The organism is Micromonospora sp. NPDC049529 (genome assembly GCF_055586685.1).
Window position 1 is genome coordinate 121,611 of sequence record NZ_JBVJHT010000017.1, and the last position, 20,170, is coordinate 141,780.

Annotated in this window: 13 protein-coding genes; 9 read left to right on the forward strand and 4 right to left on the reverse strand. The window is 73.1% G+C overall.

Features of this window, described 5'->3' with window-relative positions:
• Positions 1 to 12: 12 nt before the first annotated feature.
• From ACZ6QQ_RS27520 to ilvA, 3 genes are all read left to right on the forward strand, one after another.
• Entirely contained in the window at positions 13 to 1,155 is a 1,143-nt protein-coding gene (locus ACZ6QQ_RS27520) for a cystathionine gamma-synthase (RefSeq protein ID WP_465880214.1), read from the forward strand.
• Positions 1,156 to 1,187: 32 nt separating this feature from the next.
• On the forward strand, positions 1,188 to 2,570 hold the full coding sequence (locus ACZ6QQ_RS27525) for an amidase (RefSeq protein ID WP_465880264.1): 1,383 nt from the start codon (positions 1,188 to 1,190) through the stop codon (positions 2,568 to 2,570).
• 202 nt (positions 2,571 to 2,772) lie between these two features.
• A complete protein-coding gene (gene ilvA, locus ACZ6QQ_RS27530) occupies positions 2,773 to 3,996 on the forward strand; it encodes a threonine ammonia-lyase (RefSeq protein WP_465880215.1) in 1,224 nt (407 codons plus the stop codon).
• 93 nt (positions 3,997 to 4,089) lie between these two features.
• Here ilvA and greA read toward each other — a convergent pair whose 3' ends face one another.
• Positions 4,090 to 4,590, reverse strand: coding sequence for a transcription elongation factor GreA (gene greA / locus ACZ6QQ_RS27535; RefSeq protein ID WP_465880217.1), 501 nt, complete (start codon positions 4,588 to 4,590; stop codon positions 4,090 to 4,092).
• Positions 4,591 to 4,771: 181 nt separating this feature from the next.
• Complete coding sequence (locus ACZ6QQ_RS27540) at positions 4,772 to 5,206, reverse strand: DUF4307 domain-containing protein (protein ID WP_465880265.1); 435 nt, start codon at positions 5,204 to 5,206, stop codon at positions 4,772 to 4,774.
• A gap of 143 nt (positions 5,207 to 5,349) precedes the next feature.
• Between ACZ6QQ_RS27540 and mca the strand changes: the two genes are divergently transcribed.
• The 6 genes from mca to purE all read left to right on the forward strand — a co-directional run bounded on the left by mca (position 5,350) and on the right by purE (position 13,190).
• Entirely contained in the window at positions 5,350 to 6,231 is an 882-nt protein-coding gene (gene mca / locus ACZ6QQ_RS27545) for a mycothiol conjugate amidase Mca (RefSeq protein WP_465880218.1), read from the forward strand.
• A gap of 51 nt (positions 6,232 to 6,282) precedes the next feature.
• Positions 6,283 to 6,588 (forward strand): hypothetical protein, encoded by a 306-nt coding sequence (locus ACZ6QQ_RS27550; RefSeq protein WP_465880219.1) that lies wholly within the window; start codon positions 6,283 to 6,285, stop codon positions 6,586 to 6,588.
• A 253-nt stretch (positions 6,589 to 6,841) separates the two neighbouring features.
• On the forward strand, positions 6,842 to 9,385 hold the full coding sequence (locus ACZ6QQ_RS27555; RefSeq protein WP_465880220.1) for a putative bifunctional diguanylate cyclase/phosphodiesterase: 2,544 nt from the start codon (positions 6,842 to 6,844) through the stop codon (positions 9,383 to 9,385).
• 50 nt (positions 9,386 to 9,435) lie between these two features.
• The gene (locus ACZ6QQ_RS27560) at positions 9,436 to 11,430 is read left to right on the forward strand and encodes a thioredoxin domain-containing protein (RefSeq protein ID WP_465880221.1); all 1,995 of its coding nucleotides are present in this window, start codon (positions 9,436 to 9,438) and stop codon (positions 11,428 to 11,430) included.
• 75 nt (positions 11,431 to 11,505) lie between these two features.
• Positions 11,506 to 12,678, forward strand: coding sequence for a 5-(carboxyamino)imidazole ribonucleotide synthase (locus ACZ6QQ_RS27565; RefSeq protein ID WP_465880223.1), 1,173 nt, complete (start codon positions 11,506 to 11,508; stop codon positions 12,676 to 12,678).
• Entirely contained in the window at positions 12,675 to 13,190 is a 516-nt protein-coding gene (gene purE / locus ACZ6QQ_RS27570; RefSeq protein WP_465880224.1) for a 5-(carboxyamino)imidazole ribonucleotide mutase, read from the forward strand. The genes ACZ6QQ_RS27565 and purE overlap by 4 nt, the downstream gene beginning before the upstream one ends.
• 109 nt (positions 13,191 to 13,299) lie before the next feature.
• Here the strand turns inward: purE and ACZ6QQ_RS27575 are convergent, their stop codons facing one another.
• Positions 13,300 to 18,504, reverse strand: coding sequence for an SCO7613 C-terminal domain-containing membrane protein (locus ACZ6QQ_RS27575; protein ID WP_465880225.1), 5,205 nt, complete (start codon positions 18,502 to 18,504; stop codon positions 13,300 to 13,302).
• A 167-nt stretch (positions 18,505 to 18,671) separates the two neighbouring features.
• Positions 18,672 to 20,099, reverse strand: coding sequence for a UDP-glucose dehydrogenase family protein (locus tag ACZ6QQ_RS27580; protein WP_465880226.1), 1,428 nt, complete (start codon positions 20,097 to 20,099; stop codon positions 18,672 to 18,674).
• Positions 20,100 to 20,170: the final 71 nt, after the last annotated feature.

Below are 20,170 nucleotides of genomic sequence, written 5' to 3' on the forward strand. Positions count from 1 at the left end.
AACCTCACCCCAATGAACTACGGCTTCGAGACGCTCGCCATCCACGCCGGTCAGGAACCTGATCCACTGACCGGCGCGGTGGTCACACCCATATATGCGACCAGCACCTACGCCCAGGACGAGGTCGGGGCGCCCCGACTGGGATACGAGTACAGCCGGTCGGCCAATCCGACCCGTACCGCCCTGCAGGAGTGCCTCGCCGCGATCGAGGGCGGCCAGGTCGGGCTCGCCTTCGCCAGCGGTCTCGCCGCCGAGGACGCCCTGCTGCGTACGGTCTGCCGGCCCGGCGACCACGTGGTGATCCCGGACGACGCGTACGGCGGCACCTACCGGCTCTTCGCCAAGGTGCTGCACCGGTGGGGGCTGAGCTGGACCCCGGCGAAGCTCTCCGACCCGGACGCCGTACGGGCCGCGATCCGTCCCGGCCAGACCAAGGTCATCTGGGTGGAGACGCCGACCAACCCGCTGCTCAACATCGCCGACCTGTCGACTCTCGCGGCGATCGCACACGAGGCACAGGCGCTGCTGGCGGTCGACAACACGTTCGCCTCGCCGTATCTTCAGCAGCCGCTGGCACTCGGGGCCGACGTGGTCGTGCACTCCACCACCAAGTACCTCGGCGGGCACTCCGACGTGATCGGCGGGGCGCTGATCGCCGCCGACCGGGGCCTGGGCGAGGAGCTGACGTACCACCAGAACGCGATGGGTGCCGTACCCGGCCCGTTCGACGCCTGGCTCACCCTGCGCGGGATCAAGACCCTCGGCGTACGGATGGACCGGCACTGCGACAACGCCGAGCGGATCGTCGACTACCTCGTCGCGCACCGGGCGGTCGCCGAGGTCCGCTACCCGGGCCTGCCGGACCACCCCGGTCACGAGGTGGCGGCCAAGCAGATGCGCCGGTTCGGCGGCATGATCTCCTTCCGGGCGACCGGCGGCGAGGCGCAGGCGGTCGACATCTGCAACCGGACCAAGCTCTTCGTCCTCGCCGAGTCGCTCGGCGGGGTCGAATCGCTGATCGAACACCCCGGCCGGATGACACATGCGAGTGCCGCCGGCTCGCCGCTTGAAGTTCCCGCCGATCTCGTGCGACTGTCTGTCGGCATCGAAACGGCTGACGACCTGCTCGCCGATTTGGAGCAGGCGCTCGGCTGACCTTTCGGGAGGGGTGGGGAGTGCAGGAGCTCATGCCGTCCTGGGTCGGCGCGACCGCGAAGCAGATCGCCCGGGCGGTCCGCCGGGGTGACGCGTCCGCGACCCAGGTGGTGGCGGACCACCTCGACCACATCGCCCGGAGCGACGGCGACCTGGCCGCGTTCCGGGTGGTCCGGGGCGGAGAGGCGATCGTCGAGGCGGAGAAGGTCGACGAGCAGGACGACCTGGCCAACCTGCCGCTGGCCGGGGTGCCGATCGCGGTCAAGGAGAACACCTCGGTCGCCGGCCTGCCCACCTGGAACGGCTCCGTCGCGGCCCGTACCCCGGTCGCCGAATCCGACCACGAGGTGGTTCGGCGGCTGCGCGGTGCGGGCGCGGTGATCGTCGGTGTGACCCGGATGCCGGAACTGGGCCTCTGGGGATCGACCGACGACCAGAGCGGCCCCACCCGCAATCCGTGGGACCTCGACCGCACCCCGGGCGGCTCGTCCGGGGGTGCGGCGGCGGCGGTCGCCTCCGGGCTGGTACCGATCGCGCACGGCAACGACGGGCTGGGCTCGCTGCGCATCCCGGCCGCCTGCTGCGGCCTGGTCGGGCTCAAGCCCGGCTCCGGCGTGGTGCCCTGCCAACTCGGCGCGGACGACTGGTTCGGGCTGACCGAACACGGCATCCTCGCCACCACCGTCGCCGACACCGCGATCGGCTTCGCCGTACTCGCCGGTCGGCGGCCGGACAAGTTGGTGCCGCCGCAGCGGCTGCGGGTCGCCGTCTCGCTGCGCTCGCCGGTGGCGGGCGTACGCCCGGACGCGCCGAACGCCGACGCGGTCGCCACCGGTGCCCGGCTACTCGCCGCCGCCGGCCACGACACCGTCACCGTCGACCCGGTCTACCCGACCTCGCTCGGCCTGCGCGGGATCGCCACCTGGCTGGCCGCCGCCGCCCGTGACACCGAGTTGGCCGGACTCGACCGGCGGCTGCTCCAGCAGCGCAGCCGGCGGCACGTCGGGCTCGGCGACTGGGCGTACCGGCGGGGCTACGTCCGGGAGGCCGACCGCTCCGCCTGGCGGGAACGCTCGATCGGGTTCTTCACCGACAACTCGGTCGACCTGCTGCTCACCCCGGCGCTGGCGGCGACCCCGCCGCGTGCGGAGGGCTGGGCCGGCCGCTCCTGGCGGGCCAACATGATGACCAACATCCGGTACGCGCCGTTCGCCGCCCCATGGAACATCGCCGGCCTGCCGTCGCTGGTGGTCCCGGTCGGGCTGCGGCCGGACGGGCTGCCGGTCGGGGTGCAGCTCGTCGGCCCGCCCGGCTCGGAGCTGCTGCTGCTCGGCGTCGCCGGCCAGTTCGAGATGGCCGCCCCGTGGCCCCGCCACGCCCCCAACTGGCCCCGAGTCCCCCAACCCACCCCCTAACCCCACCCCACCCCACCCCACCCCACCCCACCCCCGCCCAAGATCCGCGCTCAAGTAGAGAAAGAGTGGTTATCCGCCGCCGGATAGCCACTCTTTCTCTACATGAGTCGCCTACCACCGGCGGGGTGGAGGGGATTGTGATGGCGGGCATTGTGGGGGCGCCCCGGGTGACCGGTCGGGGGTGGGGTGCGACGATCTGGACATGACGGACCTGGTCGGCCTTGCCGACGTGCACGCCGCGCGGGAACTGCTCGCCGGCATCACCCGGACCACCCCGCTGGAGCCGTCCCGGCCGCTCAGCGCCGCGCTCGGCGGGACGGCCTGGCTCAAGTGCGAACACCTCCAGCGGGCCGGGTCGTACAAGGTGCGCGGCGCGTACGTGCGGATCGCCCGGCTGTCGGAGGCCGAGCGCGCCCGTGGGGTGGTCGCGGCCAGCGCCGGCAACCACGCCCAGGGCGTGGCGCTCGCCGCCGGCCTGCTCGGCATCAACTCGACCGTGTTCATGCCGGTCGGCGCGCCGCTGCCGAAGGTGGCGGCGACCAAGGGGTACGGCGCCCGGATCGAACTGGTCGGCAACACCGTCGACGAGTCGCTCGTGGCGGCCCGGGACTTCGCCGAGCGCACCGGGGCGGTGTTCATCCACCCGTTCGACCACCCCCACGTGATCGCCGGGCAGGGCACGGTGGCGCTGGAGATCCTGGAGCAGTGCCCGGACGTGAAGACGATCGTGGCCGGGGTGGGCGGTGGCGGGCTGGTGTCCGGGATCGCGGTCGCGGTCAAGGCGCTCCGCCCCGACGTACGTGTGATCGGGGTGCAGGCGGCCGGCGCGGCGGCCTTCCCGCCCTCGCTGCTCGCCGGCCGGCCGGTACGGCTGCCGGCGTTCGCCACCATCGCCGACGGCATCGCCGTGGGACGCCCCGGCGATCTCACCTTCGCGCACGTCAGCAAGCTTGTCGACGAGGTGGTGACGGTCTCCGAGGAGGACATCTCGCGGGCCCTGCTGATGCTGCTGGAGCGGGGCAAGCAGGTGGTCGAGCCGGCCGGTGCGGCCGGGGTGGCGGCGCTGCTGGCGGGGGTGGTGGAGGTGGAGGCGCCGGTGGTGGCGGTGCTCTCCGGCGGCAACATCGACCCGCTGCTGATGCTGCGGGTGATCGAGCACGGGCTCGCCGCGGCCGGGCGCTACCTGCGGCTCACGGTCCGCTGCAACGACCGGCCGGGGCAGCTCGCGCTGCTGCTCAGCCAGATCGGCGAGCACCGGGGCAACGTGGTCGACGTGGTGCACCAGCGGCAGAACCCGCACCTGCGTCTCGGTGAGGTCGAGGTGGCGCTCTCGGTGGAGACCAGGGGAGCGGAGCACTCCGACCGGCTGATCAGCGCGTTGCGGGCCAGCGGGTACCACGTGGCGTTCGGCGAGACGGTCGGCTAGGAAGCCCGCCGGTTGGTTCGTACCGGTTTCGAGCTGTTCGACCGGGATCGCGAGGTGTCGATCCCGGTCGAATCGCGCTCGGGAAGCCGACGGTCAGCCGGCGAACGGCTCGAAGGCGACCACGGTGACCTTGATGTCCGCGCCGCTCGGCGCCGTGTACGTGACCGTCTGGCCGGCACGGCTGCCGAGGATGGCCTTGCCGAGGGCGGACTCCGGGCTGTAGACCGTCAGGTCCGTGGTGGCCGCGATCTCCCGGGAGCCGAGCAGGAAGGTCTCCTTGTCCTCCTCGTCGTCGTCGAAGTGGATCGTGACGACGGTGCCCGGGGCGACCGAGTCGGCGTTGGGCGCCTCACCCACCGAGGCGGTACGCAGCAGTTCCTGGAGGTAGCGGATGCGACTCTCCTGCTTGCCCTGCTCCTCGCGGGCGGCGTGGTAACCGCCGTTCTCCCGCAGATCGCCTTCTTCTCGGCGGGCGTTGATCTCCGCGGCGATCACCGGCCGGCCGGCGATCAACTCGTTGAGCTCGGCCTGCAGGCGGTCGTGCGCGTCCTGGGACAGCCAGGTGGCGGGCGCCTCGCGGTCGGTCGTGGACACAGACGATCTCCTTGGGTAAACGGACTGCTGCGGACAGGAACGAAGTACCAAGTTACCAGTGCGATACACACGGGACGGGTGATGATTTATTGCCGAACCGAACCGATCCGCCCCGATCGGCCCACAGCCGGTGTTCGGAGCCCCTGCGATCGGGGTGGTCCGGGGGCGCTGCCGGTGCGCCTCAGCCGGCCGCCCGGCAGCGCAGCACCTCGCCGATCATGGCCTTGGCGGTGGTGGTGAGCTGGTGCTCGACCACCGGCTGCCGCTCGCCGGGCGGGGCGTCGACCCGTACCTCTTCGCGGGCGACCTCGGCCCCGTCGCGGGAGCGGGCCCGTACCGCACAGATCGCCGAGCCACCCGCCGGTACGGTCACCCGGAACACCAACCGCAACTGGCTGTCGGTAATGTCGGTGTAGGTGATCACCTGTGCGTCGTAGGTGGGGTCGCCGTACTGTCGGTACAGCCGGGCGGAGGCCAGTCCCAGGACGGCCAGCAGGGTGATCGCCAGCAGTGCGCCGAGCCACGGCCGGCGGCGTCGGGGCGCGCGTCGGTGTCCGTACCGGCCAGCGGGGAAGACCGGCGCGTCGGAAGAACGAGTGGCGTTCGTCTCGGTCACCGGGCACATCTCCTGCGGGGCGTTGTCGGTGGCATCGGCCAGAATGGCAGTGTCCATCTTCGCAAGCGGTTACCGAACGATACCGGCAGGTCAGCCGGTCGAGCCGCGGGGGCTCGGCGGCAGCACGGACGAGGAGCATTTCGTTGGCAGAGCAACTGCGTCTCATGGCCGTACACGCGCACCCGGACGACGAGTCCAGCAAGGGTGCGGCGACCATGGCGAAGTACGTCGCCGAGGGCGTGAGCGTGCTCGTCGCCACCTGCACCGGCGGTGAGCGGGGCAGCGTGTTGAACCCCAAGCTGGACCGGCCGGACGTCTGGGCGAACATCGCCGAGATCCGCCGGGCGGAGATGGACGCGGCCCGTTCCATCCTCGGCATCGAGCAGGCCTGGCTGGGCTTCGTCGACTCGGGGCTGCCCGAGGGTGATCCGCTGCCGCCGCTGCCCGAGGGGTGCTTCGCCCTCCAGGACGTGGCCGTCGCGACCGGTTCGCTGGTCCGGTTGATGCGGGAGTTCCGGCCGCACGTGGTGACCACGTACCCGGAGGACGGCGGTTACCCGCACCCCGACCACATCATGTGCCACAAGATCTCGGTGGCCGCCTTCGAGGCCGCCGGTGACCCCAGCCAGTTCCCCGAGCTGGGCCCGGCCTGGCAGCCGCTGAAGCTCTACTACGACATCGGTTTCTCCAAGGCCCGGTTCATGGCCCTGCACGAGGCGGTGCTCGCGGCGGGGCTGGAGTCGCCGTACGCGGAGTGGCTCAAGAACTGGGAGGACCGGCCGGACAAGGGTCCCCGGATCACCACCCGGGTGGACTGCGCGGAGTTCTTCCCGGTGCGCGACGACGCGCTGCGGGCGCACGCCACCCAGATCGACCCGGACGGCTTCTTCTTCCAGGTGCCGATGGAGATCCAGAAGCGGGCCTGGCCGACCGAGGACTACGAGTTGGTCAAGTCGCTGGTGCAGACCCCGATGCCGGAATCCGACCTGTTCGCCGGAGTACGCGAGACCGCCCGTGCCCGCTGACCTCGGCGGGGCGTACTGTGGTGACAGCTCGCCTATCGAAGGATCCCAGCCATGCTGACCGCTGTTGACCTGCTCGCGGCGAACAACTTCGGGGACACCCGCACCGGTGGTCTGGCCGGCCCGATGGGTCTGTTCCTGATCGTGGTGCTGGCCATCGCCACGGTTCTGTTGATCCGCAACATGAACGCGCGACTGCGCCGGCTGCCGGACCGGTTCCCCGACCAACCGCGCGACGATCTGACCGGTCGGGTCGATTCGTCCGTTCCGGGGGCTACCGAAGCGGACTTGGCCGAGGAATCTCATGGTAGCGCTCCCAGTGCCTCCCACCAGCGCGGTAACGGGCATTCGGTGGCATGATCCCGGCTAAACCGGCCGGGCGACCCCTGTTGCACCAAACCGGTTTGGCTTAGCCTTCCGCCGGGGACCAAAAGTCCCCGCACCGTGCGCGGGAGGGGGCGCCGATGAGAGTCAGACCCGACGCCCGACGCGGTGCGCGGCCCGCAGCGGCGCCGCGTCGACGGACGGCGGGCGGAGGCGGCCCGTGACATCCGGCCGACCGGCCGCCCCACGGACCGCGGCCCCGGTCGGCATCTCCGGAACTCCTCGGCGGATGCGCGTCCTGACCGCGTCCCTGCTTGCCGCCGCACTCGCCGCCGCCGGGGTGGGTTTCGTCGTCCCGGCCGACCTGCCGCCGGACGACCCGCTCCACGGCGTCCACCCACTCGCCCGGCTCGCCGTCGTGGCCGGCGTGCTGGCGCTCGCCCAACTGGCCCGGCTCCGCTTCCGGGTCGCCTCCGGCACGGTGAGCGTCACCTGGGGCGAGGCAGCGCTCATCATCGGCCTCTACCTGGCGCCGGCCGGCTGGCTGCCGGCCGCCGCCCTGGTCGGGACCGGGCTCGGCTGGGGACTGTTGTCGATCTTCCCTGATCGGCGCTCGATCGTCGAGGTCGTACACATCGCCGCCTCGCTGACCGCGGCGGTCGCGCTCGCCACCGCCGTCGCCACCGCCTTCGAAGCACCGCTCGGCGCCGCGCTGACGCCCGCGCTCGCCGCCGCGCTGCTTCTCGGCTCCCTGACCTACCTGCTCGCGACCGGGTGGCTGGCCGCGCTCACCATGTCGCTGCGGCACGGGCTGCCGATGGGACCGCTGCTGCTGCGCGCGCTCCGGGGCAAGCTGCCGATGTTCGTCGGCAACGTGCTCGTCGGCCTGGCCGTCGTCACCGTCCTCGAACACAGCGTCCGCTGGCTGCTGCTCCTGCCACCACTGTGGTGGTTGCTCCAGCAGACGTACAGCCAGCGGTTGCGGGCCGACGACGAGCGGCGGACCTGGCGGGCCTTTGCCGAGGCCACCGGCGCGCTGAACCAGCTCGACGAGCGCGGTGTCGCCACCGCCGGGGTGCGGGGCGCGCTGGCCGTCTTCGGCGCCGACCGGGTCGACCTGCACGTCGCCCGGGGCGGCGACCGGTGGCGGCACTACAGCGGCGGGGGCGGCGAGCCGGTCGTCGACCACGACCTGACCACCCCGCCCGAACCCGAGAACAACCCCCACCTGCTGACCCGCACCCTGGAGGTCGGCGCCAAACCGGTCGGTGAACTGCGGGTGCGCTTCCCCCGCTCGGTGCAGCCCGGCGAGCGGGACCGGGACGTGCTGTCGGCGTTCGCCGACGCGCTCGCCGCCGCGCTGCACGACGCCGCCACCCACCAGGAACTGCGGATCATGGCCGCCCAGTCGTCGTACGAGGCGGTGCACGACCCACTGACCAAGTTGGTCAACCGCGCGGCCATGCTCAGCAAGGGCGACCTGGCGCTGCACCGGCTCGGCCACGACCACCCGGTGGCGCTGCTCCTGCTCGACATCAACAACTTCAAAGAGGTCAACGACACCCTCGGGCACGCCGCCGGGGACGAGCTGCTCCAGGTGACCGCCCGCCGGCTCCAGGAACTGCGCCGCGACGGCGAGGTGCTGGGCCGGCTCGGCGGCGACGAGTTCGCGCTGCTCGTCACCTCCCTGCCGGCCACCCCGCTGCCGACGCCCGTGGTGCCGGCGCTGCCGCTGCCGGTCTCCACCGAACTCAGCGTCTTCGGCGAGTGGCCCGCCTCGTTGCCGTACCCGCTGCGCCGGGCCCGCGAGATCGTGGAGGAACTCGCCGCCCCGACCGAGGTGGCCGGCGTACGGATGTCGGTCGAGGCGTCGGTCGGCGTGGTGGTCGCCGGGGCCGGCACCGCCGACATGACCGAGCTGCTGCGCCGGGCCGACATCGCCATGTACCAGGCCAAGGCCGGTGGCGGCAGCATCGCCAGCTACGACAGCAGCCAGGACGCGGCCAGCACCGACCAGCTCGCGCTCCTCGCCGAGCTGCGGGAGGCGCTTGCCGCCGACGACCAGCTCATGCTCGCCCTCCAGCCGGCCGTCGACCTCGCCACCGGTGCGCCGACCGGGGTGGAGGCGCTGATCCGCTGGCGGCATCCGCGCCGGGGCCGGCTCGGCCCGGTCGACTTCGTCCGGACCATCGAGGGCAGCGAACTGCTCGGCCCGTTCACCCGGTACGTCATCGACAAGGCCCTCGCGGTCGCCGCCGACTGGGCCCGGCACGGGCTCGACGTACCCATCTCGATCAACCTCTCCGCCCGCAGCCTGCTCGACCCCCGGCTCCCCTCGGAGGTGGCCGAGTCGCTGCGCCGGCACCAGGTGCCGGCCCACCGGCTGGTCCTGGAGATCACCGAGACGGTGGTGATGAGCGAGCTGGGCGTGATCGACGAGGTGCTCTCCGAACTGCGGGCGATGGGGATCCAGCTCGCGGTGGACGACTTCGGCACCGGCTTCTCGTCGCTGACGTTCCTGACCCGCGTACCGGTGGACGAACTGAAGGTCGACCGGTCCTTCGTGATGGCGATGGCCGACTCGCCGGAGGCCGCCGCGATCGTCCGGTCCACCGTCGGGCTCGGCCGTGAACTCGGCCTGCGGGTGGTCGCCGAGGGCGTGGAGACGGCCGACCAGCGGGCCGCCCTCGCCGAACTCGGCTGTACGGCCGCCCAGGGCTACCACTTCTTCCGGCCGATGGGCTCGGACAAGATCGTCACGGTGTTGCAGACCCAGCTCGACAGCTCCCAGCAGGCCCGGATCTTCCCACTGCGGGCCGACGGCGCGTCGTAGGGCCGGGGGACACCCGCCCACCGCCGGCCACCGCTGGATATGGTCGTCGGGTGAATCGACTGGCGAGCGCGACCAGCCCGTACCTGCTCCAGCACGCGGACAACCCGGTCGACTGGTGGCCGTGGACCGCCGAGGCGTTCGCCGAGGCGAAGCGCCGCGACGTACCCGTGCTCATCTCGGTGGGGTATGCGGCCTGTCACTGGTGCCACGTGATGGCGCACGAGTCGTTCGAGGACCCGGCCGTCGGGAAGCTGCTCAACGACAACTTCGTGTCGATCAAAGTGGACCGGGAGGAGCGGCCGGACGTCGACGCGGTCTACATGACCGCCACCCAGGCGATGACCGGGCAGGGCGGCTGGCCGATGACCGTACTCGCCGCGCCGGACGGCACCCCGTTCTTCTGCGGCACGTACTTCCCCCGAGCCAACTTCGTCCGGCTGTTGGAGTCCGTCACGACGGCCTGGCGGGACCAGCGCGAGGCGGTGCTCCAGCAGGGGGCCGCGGTGGTCGAGGCGATCGGTGGCGCCCAGGCCGTCGGCGGTCCGACCGCCCCGCTCGACGCCGAACTGCTCGACGCCGCCGCCGACCAGCTCGGCCGGGAGTACGACTCCGTCAACGGCGGCTTCGGCGGCGCCCCGAAGTTCCCCCCGCACATGAACCTGCTCTTCCAGCTCCGGCACCACCAGCGCACCGGCTCCGAAAGCACCCTGGAGATCGTCCGGCACACCGCCGAGGCGATGGCCCGGGGCGGCATCTACGACCAGTTGGCCGGCGGCTTCGCCCGCTACTCGGTCGACGCGCACTGGACGGTGCCGCACTTCGAGAAGATGCTCTACGACAACGCCCTGCTGCTGCGGGTCTACACCCAGCTGTGGCGGCTCACCGGTGACCCGCTGGCCGGGCGGATCGCCGGGGAGACCGCCGCCTTCCTCCTCGACGACCTCGGCACCGAGGCTGGCGGGCTGGCCTCCGCCCTGGACGCGGACACCGACGGGGTGGAGGGCGCCACGTACGCCTGGACCCCGGCCCAGCTGATCGAGGCGCTCGGCACCGACGACGGCCGCTGGGCGGCCGACCTGTTCACGGTCACCGAGGCGGGGACGTTCGAGCACGGCACCAGCGTGCTCGAACTCGCCCGCGACATCGACGACGTCGACCCCGAGGTGGCCGACCGCTGGCAACGCGTACGCACCGCGCTGCGGGCCGTACGCGACCTGCGTCCGCAGCCGGCCCGGGACGACAAGGTGGTGGCCGCCTGGAACGGGCTGGCCGTCACCGCCCTGGTCGAGTACGCGACCCTGACCGGTGACCCGGTGACCGCCACGGCGGCACGGGACATCGCCGGGGTCCTCGCCGACCGGCACATCGTCGACGGGCGGCTGCGCCGGGTCTCCCGCGACGGGAAGGTCGGCGAGCCGGCCGGGGTGCTGGAGGACTACGGCGCGGTGGCGGAGGCGTTCTGCGCGGTGCACCAGCTCACCGGTGAGGGCCGCTGGCTGACCCTGGCGGGGCAGTTGCTGGATGTCGCACTGACCCGTTTCGCGACCGGCCGGGGCGGGTTCTACGACACCGCCGACGACGCCGAGAAGCTGATCACCCGGCCGGCCGACCCGACCGACAACGCCACCCCGTCCGGGCTGTCGGCGGTGGTGGCGGGGCTGGCCGCGTACTCGGCGTTGACCGGTGAGCCGCGCTACCGGGAGGTGGCCGAGGCGGCGCTGGCGACGGTGGCACCGATCGTGGCCCGGCACGCCCGGTTCACCGGGTACGCCGCCACGAGCGGTGAGGCGCTGCTCTCCGGCCCGTACGAGGTGGCGATCGTCACCTCCGACCCGTTGGGCGATCCGCTGGTGGTGGCCGCCCGTCGGCACGCCCCGCCGGGGGCGGTGGTGGTGGCCGGGGCCCCGGACCAGGAGGGGGTGCCGCTGCTGGCGGACCGGCCGATGCTGGACGGCGGTTCGACCGCGTACGTCTGCCGGGGTTTTGTCTGTGATCGCCCTGTCCGTACGGTCGAAGACCTGATCGCCCAGCTTTCCCGGCGGTAGCCGGCGCGGGCCGCCGCACCCGCGCACCGGGTGCGGCGGTCGGTGGCGCCACCGCCCGCTAGGCTTGCCGGCGTTATGGATTCTCGAACCGGTCTGCCCGTTGTCGGCATGGTGGGGGGCGGTCAGCTCGCCCGGATGACCCACCAGGCCGCGATCGCCCTCGGCCAGTCGCTGCGCGTCCTGGCCCAGACACCGGAGGACGGTGCCGCGCTGGTCGCCGCCGACGTCCGGTACGGCGACCACACCGACCTCTCCGCGTTGCGGATTTTCGCCAAGGGCTGCGACGTGGTCACCTTCGACCACGAGCACGTGCCGAGCGAACACATCCGCGCCCTCGCCGCCGAGGACGTGACCCTCTACCCGTCGGCCGACGCCCTGCTCTACGCGCAGGACAAGCGGGCGATGCGGGAGCGGCTCGGCGCGCTCGGCGCACCCGTACCGCGCTGGCGGCCGGTGGGCGACCCGGCCGACCTGACCGGGTTCGGTGACGAGGTCGGCTGGCCGGTGGTGCTGAAGGCCGCCCGGGGCGGCTACGACGGCCGTGGTGTCTGGGTCGTCGCGAACGCCACCGACGGGGCGGCGCAGGTGACGAAGCTGCTCGACGGTGGCGCCCAACTGATCGTCGAAGAGCGGGTGGCGCTGCGGCGGGAGCTGGCCGTACAGGTGGCCCGGTCGCCGTTCGGGCAGGTGGCCGCGTACCCGGTGGTGGAGACCGTGCAGCGGGACGGGATCTGCGTCGAGGTGATCGCGCCGGCCCCGGACCTGCCGGAGCCGTTGGCCCTGGCCGCCCAGCAGCTGGCGATCGACATCGCCACCACGCTCGACGTGGTAGGCCTGCTCGCGGTCGAACTGTTCGAGGTGACCGGCCCGGACGGCGGCCCGGTGCTGGTGGTGAACGAGCTGGCCATGCGGCCGCACAACTCCGGGCACTGGACCATCGAGGGGGCCAGGACGTCCCAGTTCGAGCAGCACCTGCGGGCGGTGCTCGACTACCCGATGGGTGACACCGCGCTGACCGCGCCGGTGGTGGTGATGGCGAACGTGCTCGGTGGCGCCGAGGGTGGCATCTCGATCGACGAGCGGCTGCACCACCTGTTCGCCACCGACCCCGGCGCCAAGGTGCACCTCTACGGCAAGCAGGTCCGTCCCGGTCGGAAGATCGGCCACGTCACCGTGCTCGGTGACGATCTCGAACAGGTACGCGCCCGCGCCGCGCGCGCCGCACAGTGGCTCCAGGAGGGGCGATGACGGCAACGGAGGCGGCGACGACCCGGGTTGGCCTGATCATGGGCAGTGACTCGGACTGGCCCACCATGAAGGCCGCCGCCGACGTGCTGGACGAGTTCGGGATCGGCTACGAGGTACGGGTCGTCTCGGCGCACCGCACCCCGGTCAAAATGATCGAGTACGGCCAGCAGGCCGCCGGCCGTGGCCTGAAGGTGATCATCGCCGGTGCGGGTGGTGCCGCCGCCCTGCCGGGCATGGTCGCCTCGGTCACCCCGCTGCCGGTGATCGGTGTCCCGGTGCCGCTCAAGCACCTCGACGGAGTCGACTCGCTCTACTCGATCGTGCAGATGCCGGCCGGCATCCCGGTGGCCACCGTGTCGATCGGCAACGCCCGCAACGCGGGCCTGCTCGCCGTACGCATCCTCGCCACCGCCGACGACACCTTGCAGGCCAGGGTCACCGCCTTCGCCGAGTCCCTGGAAGCCCTGGTAGAGGAGAAGGAAAAAGCCCTCCAGGCCAGCCTCGCCTCCTGACCCCCCGGACCTCGCGGGCTCGCCCCAGCACCCCGCCGATCTAGGGCGAATACGTGTTAGTGGATCTCCGATCACCACCGTTTGCCCTAGATCGGCGGCGGGGTAGGGGTCAGCGCATGCCGCGCAGGGCGCCCCGGAGGCGTTCCTGGGCTTGGGTACGGCGTTCGGTGCTGCCGCCGAGGACCAGTAGGACGATGCCGACCGGGATCAGGACCAGCCACGGGCCGAACACGGTCAGCAGGTGCAGGGTGGCGATCACCGTCACCGCCGCACCGATGATCACCGGCGCCTGCTGCCGCCGCCACGAGCCGAAGATCAGCACCGCGACGCCGCCGAGCAGGAGCAGGATCTGGCGCAGGTCGCCGGCCGAGCTGAACAGCACGATCACCAGCGTCGGCAGGAACGCGGCGACCAGGGCCGGGCCGTACGCGACCCAACTGCTCAGGTCCGGGCGCTGGCGCAGTTCCAGGATGCCGACGAGCAGGGCGAGCGCCGCGAACGGCAGCGTGTACGCCTCCGGCAGGGCCACGTCGGCCACCCCCATCAGCAACCACCAGGCACTGATCTCGCAGGCGACCGCCGCCCAGAACAGGATCCGCCGGGCGACCACCCGCCGGCCCGGCCGGGTCGCGGCCACCCCGAGTACGGCTCCCCAGGCGGCGAGCAGGGCGGCGATGTGCCGGGGTGAGTCGAAGGCCAGCGCACCGGCGATCAGCGCGGCACCGTACCCGGTCCACTCGACGGTGGCGGCCTCGCGCAGCGACTCGGGCTGACGCAGCCGGGGCAGGGTCGCGGCGAGCAGCAGCAGCGCCGCCCCGACCCCGAGTACGCCGAACGCCGACCAGACCGGGTCCAGCCCGGCGACCAGTCCGACGGTGAAGACGAAGAGCTGGGCCATCACCGAGGCGAAGAGCCAGCCGAGGATCCGGGCCGCCTGGGTCCGGCCGGCGAACGCGGCCACCCCGCCGACGACAACGGCGGCACCGAGCGTGAACAGGGTCAGTTCGCGGGTGGCCAGGGCACCGGCGAGTCCGGCACCGCCGGCCGCGAGTCCGATGGCGAAGACCAGGATCCGGGCCAGCCGCAGCGACCGGGCTCGTTCCGCGTCCGGCGGCGGCGGGGTGAGCGCCAGCCCGAGCATCGCGATGGTGAAGACGGCGAGCGCGGCCATGGTGCTGTTCGGCCAGCCCAGCCCGAGCGAGATCGGCGCGATCAGCACGGTGATCGCGGCACCGGGCAGGACGACCGGGATGGCGCGGGCGGGGCGGCCACCGGTGAAGCCGGTCGCGGCCAGCGCCGCCGCGACGGTCAGCAGCAGGGCGGCGAGCACGTGGGTGGCGTCGACCGCGCTGCCGGTCGGGTTCGCGATCGTCTCCGGCGGTCCGTCCCAGATCCCGGAGAGCACCCGGTACGGCTCGACCAGCGCGGCGACCAGGACCGGTCCCAGGGTCGCCACGGCAACCAGGGTCGGCAGTACGGCGGCGGCCATCGCGCCCATCGCCGGGTTGATCGCCCAGCGGCCGCGCGGCTGGTCCGGCATCCGGCGTACGGCGCCGCCGAGCATCACCGACCAGCGCCGGATCGGCCGGATCCCGGAACCGGGCGGTGGGGTGGCCGACCGGGCCAGTTCGGCGAGTACGCCGAGCAGCGCCGCCGCGGCGGCGTAGACCCCGGTGGGCAGGTCGGTGGGGATGGAGGCGATGGCGGTGATGGTGGCCCCGCCGACCACCCCGAGGGTGGCGTACGGCAGGTAGCGCGGCACCCAGCGGCGGGTGAGGGTGAGCAGGGCGACGCCGAGGCTCGACGCGGCCAGGGCACTGGTCAGCACGATCTCGGCCGGGGAGCCGAGGGCGGCGGCCAGGGCGGCGAACGCGCCGGGCAGGGCGAGCAGCGCACCTCCGGCGGCGGCGCCGCCGATCTGGCCGAGGTGTGGTGGCAGGTCGTCGACCGGTTCGGTTCGCGCGCCGGGGTAGCGGTCGCGATCGTCGTCGTACCCGAGGTCATCGTCGTCGGGTGCGTCGGTCTCGTCACCGGCGGGCTCGGGCCGGTCGGTGTAGTTGCCGAGCACCCGGGCGAGTGCGGCGACCACGAGGCCGACCAGGGCGACCACCCCGAGGGCGGCGGCGGTGGTCCAGGGCCGGACCAGGCTGGCTCCGACAGCGTGCAGGGCGACGACGGCGGCGACGGTGGCCCGGGTCAGTCCGGCGCGGGGGTCGGCGGCCGCCGCGGCGGCCATCCCGTACGCGGTGGCGACCGCCCCGCCGACCACGATCGGGGACCACCAGGGCAGGCCGAGCGCGGCCGGGGTGCCGATGGTGGCGAGTCCGACGCAGACCCCGGCGATGTCGTACTTCCAGGGGCGGGGCAGGGCGGCGGCGGCCGCGGCGGCGAGTAGGACCAGGGCGATCGGGGCCTGCCAGGCGCTGGTGCCGGCCCCACCGACCGGCCACGCGTCGAGGTCGGCGGCCCAGATCCGGCCGGGGGTGGCCAGCACCCGCAGGCCGCCACTGATCGCCGTGTAGCCGGCGAGCAGGGCGATCACGCCACCGCTGAGCGCGACGCCGAGGATCGGGCCCCGGCGCCAGTCGCCGGGCAGCGCGCGTACGCCGACCGCGACGACCAGGACGAGCCCGGCGGCGGCGGCCAGTTCGGCGCCGGGGGCGAGGATGCCGGCGATCCGGGCGAGCGCACCGACCAGGCCGGCGGTGGCTGCCGCGGCGGCGAAGTCGGAGCCGTCGAGCAGCCGGTCGGCACGGCGTCCGGAGTCGATCGACGGGGCGAGGAAGAGCAGGATGGCGGCGACCATGAGCAGCGCGCCGACCCAGGCGTCGGCGACCGTGGCACCGGGTGCGCCGAAGGCGGCGGCGGTGACGGCGAGCGCGCCGAAGCCGGTGCCGATGGTCAGCGGCAGGCTGATGTGCCGCAGTGAGACCTGGGCGATGGCCGCGTACAGCAGGGTCGCGCAGACGGCCAGGTAGCTGGCGGCGAGCACCGGCTCGGTGGCGTCCCGCACGGACGCGGCGGTCGGGGTCGGGTCGACCGGTACGGTCGCGGCGACGAAGGCGGCGACCGCGCCGGGCAGGGCGAACGCCGCTCCACCGGCCGCCCATGAGCTCACCAGTCGGGCCGATTCGCCGAGCGTGACGGCGGGCACCCGGGGTGCCAGGCTGATCAGCAGGCCGGCGACGGCCAGGGTGAACAGCACCGCCGCGGTGAGGCTGGGCCGGGACGCCGCCGCTGCGGCTCCGGCCAGTCCGACCACCGCCGCCGCCAGTGCGTGCGCGAGCGCGGCCCGGCGGGTTTCGGCGGTGAGGCCGACGACGCCGATGCCGATGGCGGCGAGGACCGGTGGCCACGGGGCGGCCATCCAGGGCAGTCCGAGCGAGGCGGGGGCGGCCAGTGCGGTGAGCGCGGCGCCGGTGACGGCGAACTCGCGGCGTACCTCCGCCGGTAGGGCGAGCACCGCGGCGATGGTGAGTAGGAAGGCGGTTGCCGCGAGTTGCCAGCCGGCCGGGCCGACGGTCTCCGCGAGGGTGGCGGAGTAGTCGGTGAGGTCGGCCCGCCAGACCGGCAGGGCGGCCTGGATCGGGGCCAGTGCCGCGCGCAGCGCGCTGCCGGCGACGACGACCCCGATCACCACCAGCGCGACCGCCGAGGCGAGTTGCGGCCCGCGTCGGGCCGCCGCCGGTACGGCCCGTACGCCGAGGCCGGTGAGGGCGACGACGAGGGCGATGAGGAGCAGGGCCCGACCGGGCAGCGCGACGGCGGCGATCCGGCCGGCGGCGCCGATGACCGCGAGAGTCACGATGCCGGCGGCGAGGGCGGGCAGTGGTGCCCGGCCGATCCAGAGCGCACCGACCAGGCCGATTGCGGCGGCGAGCACCAGCACCACCCCGGCCCGGAACGCGCCCGGTACGGTCTCGGTGCCGACCAGCGCGATCACCGCGTAGAGCAGGGCGGCGCCGACGGCCAGCCCGTGCAGGGCCCAGGTCAGCTCCCTCAGCCACGGGGTGTTCGGGACGGTGGTGGCGCCGGCGGTCCAGGCGGCGGTCCGGGCGGGACGCGGCGGGTCGGCCGGCTCCGGTTCGCGCGGTACGCGGTTGCGCCCCTCCCGCCCCTCCCGCCCACCGGGCACGATGAGTACGGCGTCCGCCTCTTCCGGTGCGGACTCCGGCCGGTCCAGCAGGGCGTCGGGTTCGTCGTCCCCGGTACGCCGTCGGGGCTCCCCGCTCGGCGGGGCGTCGTCGACGAACGCGGGGCCGGTACGGGATGTCGTGGGCCGCCGGGGTGCCGGCGGCGGTGGTGCCACCAGTCGCCCGTCGCGGGTGAACATCCGGGCCAGGAGCAGGTCGATCGCGGCGACCGCGGTCAGCACCAGGGCCCAGCCGGTCGGTCCGCTGATCCAGCCGTACGCCAGCAGTGGCAGCACCGGTTGGCCGGCGATCACGGTGGCGTACCGGCCGACGTGCAGGCCGGTGACGCTGCCGTACACCCAGCCGACTCCGGCGGTGACGAGGCAGGTCAGGCCGGCGAAGACGGTGCCGGAGAGGCCGCTGGTCCAGACCGCGTCGATGGCCCAGACGGCGTACCCGTTGAGCGGCACCAGGAGCAGGCCGACGGCGGCGATCGTCTCGGCCGTGGCGGTGAGCCCGCGCCGGGCCACCACCGGGGGTGCTACCAGCATCAACGCGGTGGCGGTGAGCAGGATCGCCACCCGGCTGAAGTCGCTCTGCGAGCTGATCGCGACGGCGGCGAAGGCGACCGCGGCGACGCCGAGCAGCAGGGCCCCGAGGCCGAGCAGGATGTTCTGCACCTCGCGGGTGGAGGCCTCGGGCTGGTTGGGCGGCGGCTCTGCGGCGTCGGGGCGGCCGGTGGGCCGGCGGACACCGCCGGGTGCGGTACGGCGCGGCGGCGGTGGGGGAGGCGGGGGCGCGGCTTCGGCGCCGGTGGTGCCGGTGTCGGTGGTGGTGCCGCCGGATCGGGGTACCCGGGGCGGTGGCGGCACGCCCGGTTCGGCGGTCGGGGGTCGCCGGCCGGCGCGGCGGCGCAGCACCCGCCGGGGTTTGGTCGCCTGTTTGAGTCGTTCGTCGTTGGCGTGGGTGAGGATGTCGCGTTGGAAGAGCGCGGCCTGCATCTTGGCGGCGAGTTGGCGCTGTTCGCTGGCGATGGCCGCGTCGCGCATCTTGATCTCGGCGATGGAGCGTTCGATCCGGGCCAGGTCGTCCGCCCACTGGCCCTGCTCGGCCCCGCAGTGCGGGCAGCGGGGAGCGGCGTCGATCTCCCGGCCGCACGAAGAGCACCGGTACGTACTCATGCAACCTCCCGAGCCGGGGACCAGCAATGTGGACTCACCTGGAAGCATGCCGAAAGCAGGCAACCGTTGAAAGACCCTCGCCGGTGGGAGATCGGAAAAAGCCGGTCACGAATCCGAGGAGGATCCGTGACCGGCCGTGTTTCACGTCCGGGGGTGGTGCCTGCGGGTCAGGGGCGACCCATGCCCCGGTATTCCCAGCCGGCCTGGGTCCACAGTCCGGAGTCGAGGCAGTTGCGGCCGTCGACCACCCGGCGGCCGGCGGCGAGTTCACCGAGGGCGACCGGGTCGGCGTTGCGGAAGTCGGCCCATTCGGTGAGCACGCAGACCAGGTCGGCGCCGGTGACGGCGTCGTTCATGCTGGCCTCGTAGTGCAGGTCGGGCTGGGCCCGGCGGGCGTTCTCCATCCCCTCGGGGTCGAAGATCCGCACGTCGGCGCCGGCCTTGGCCAGCAGCGCCGCGACCGCCAGCGACGGGGCGTCGCGGACGTCGTCGGAGTTGGGCTTGAAGGTGGCGCCGAGGACCGCGATCCGGGTGCCGGACAGGTCGGGACCGGCCGGGCCGTAGCGGCGGCCGAGCAGCTCGGCGGACAACTGCAACACCCGGGTACGGCGACGCAGGTTGATCAGGTCGACCTCGTGCAGGAACCGGAGCGCCTCGCCGGCACCCAGTTCCTGGGCACGGGCCTGGAACGCCCGGATGTCCTTGGGCAGGCAGCCGCCGCCGAAGCCGACGCCGGCCTGGAGGAAGCGGTTGCCGATGCGCGGGTCGTAGCCGATCGCGCGGGCGAGCTGGGTGACGTCGCCACCGGCGACCTCGCAGACCTCGGCCATCGCGTTGATGAACGAGATCTTGGTGGCGAGGAAGGCGTTGGCCGCGACCTTGACCAGTTCGGCGGTGGCGAAGTCGGTGACCACCAGGGGAACCTCGCGGTCCTCGGTGGCGGCCAGGTCGAAGACACCCTTGTGGGCGGCGTAGAGCATGCCGTTGGCCCACTCGCTCTTGACCCCGACGACGATCCGGTTGGGGCGGAGCACGTCTTCGACGGCGAAGCCCTCCTGGAGGAACTCGGGGCTCCAGGCGACCTCGACACCGAGGTCGGCCGGGATGTGCTTGCCGACCAGTTGCTCGATCCACTCGGCGGTGCCGACCGGTACGGTCGACTTGCCGACGATCAGGGCCTTGCGGGTCAGGTGCTGGGCCAGTCCGGTGACCGAGGTCTCGACGTACGACAGGTCGGCGCCCATCCCGTCGGCCCGTTGCGGGGTGCCGACGCAGATGAAGTGGACGTCACCGAAGTCGGCGGTCTCCTGGTAGGAGGTGCTGAACCGGAGCCGGCCGGCGGCCAGGTTGCGCCGCAGCAGTTCGTCGAGTCCGGGCTCGTGGAACGGCACCTCGCCACCGGAGAGCTTGGCGATCTTTTCCGCGTCGACATCGAACCCGATCACGTCGTAGCCGAGTTCGGCGAAGCAGATGGCATACGTCGCACCCAGGTAGCCGGTGCCGAGGAAGGTCAGCCGCGGCCGCGCCGCGCCGGAAGGAGGGCTCACCGCGACGATTGCCGGCTTGGGTTGTGTGCTCGGGTACGGGATTGTCACGCCTTTTCTCTCCGCTCGCACTGGGCGGCGCTTCCTTGCGTCGCGGTGGGCAGGGCGGCGTCGCCACGACG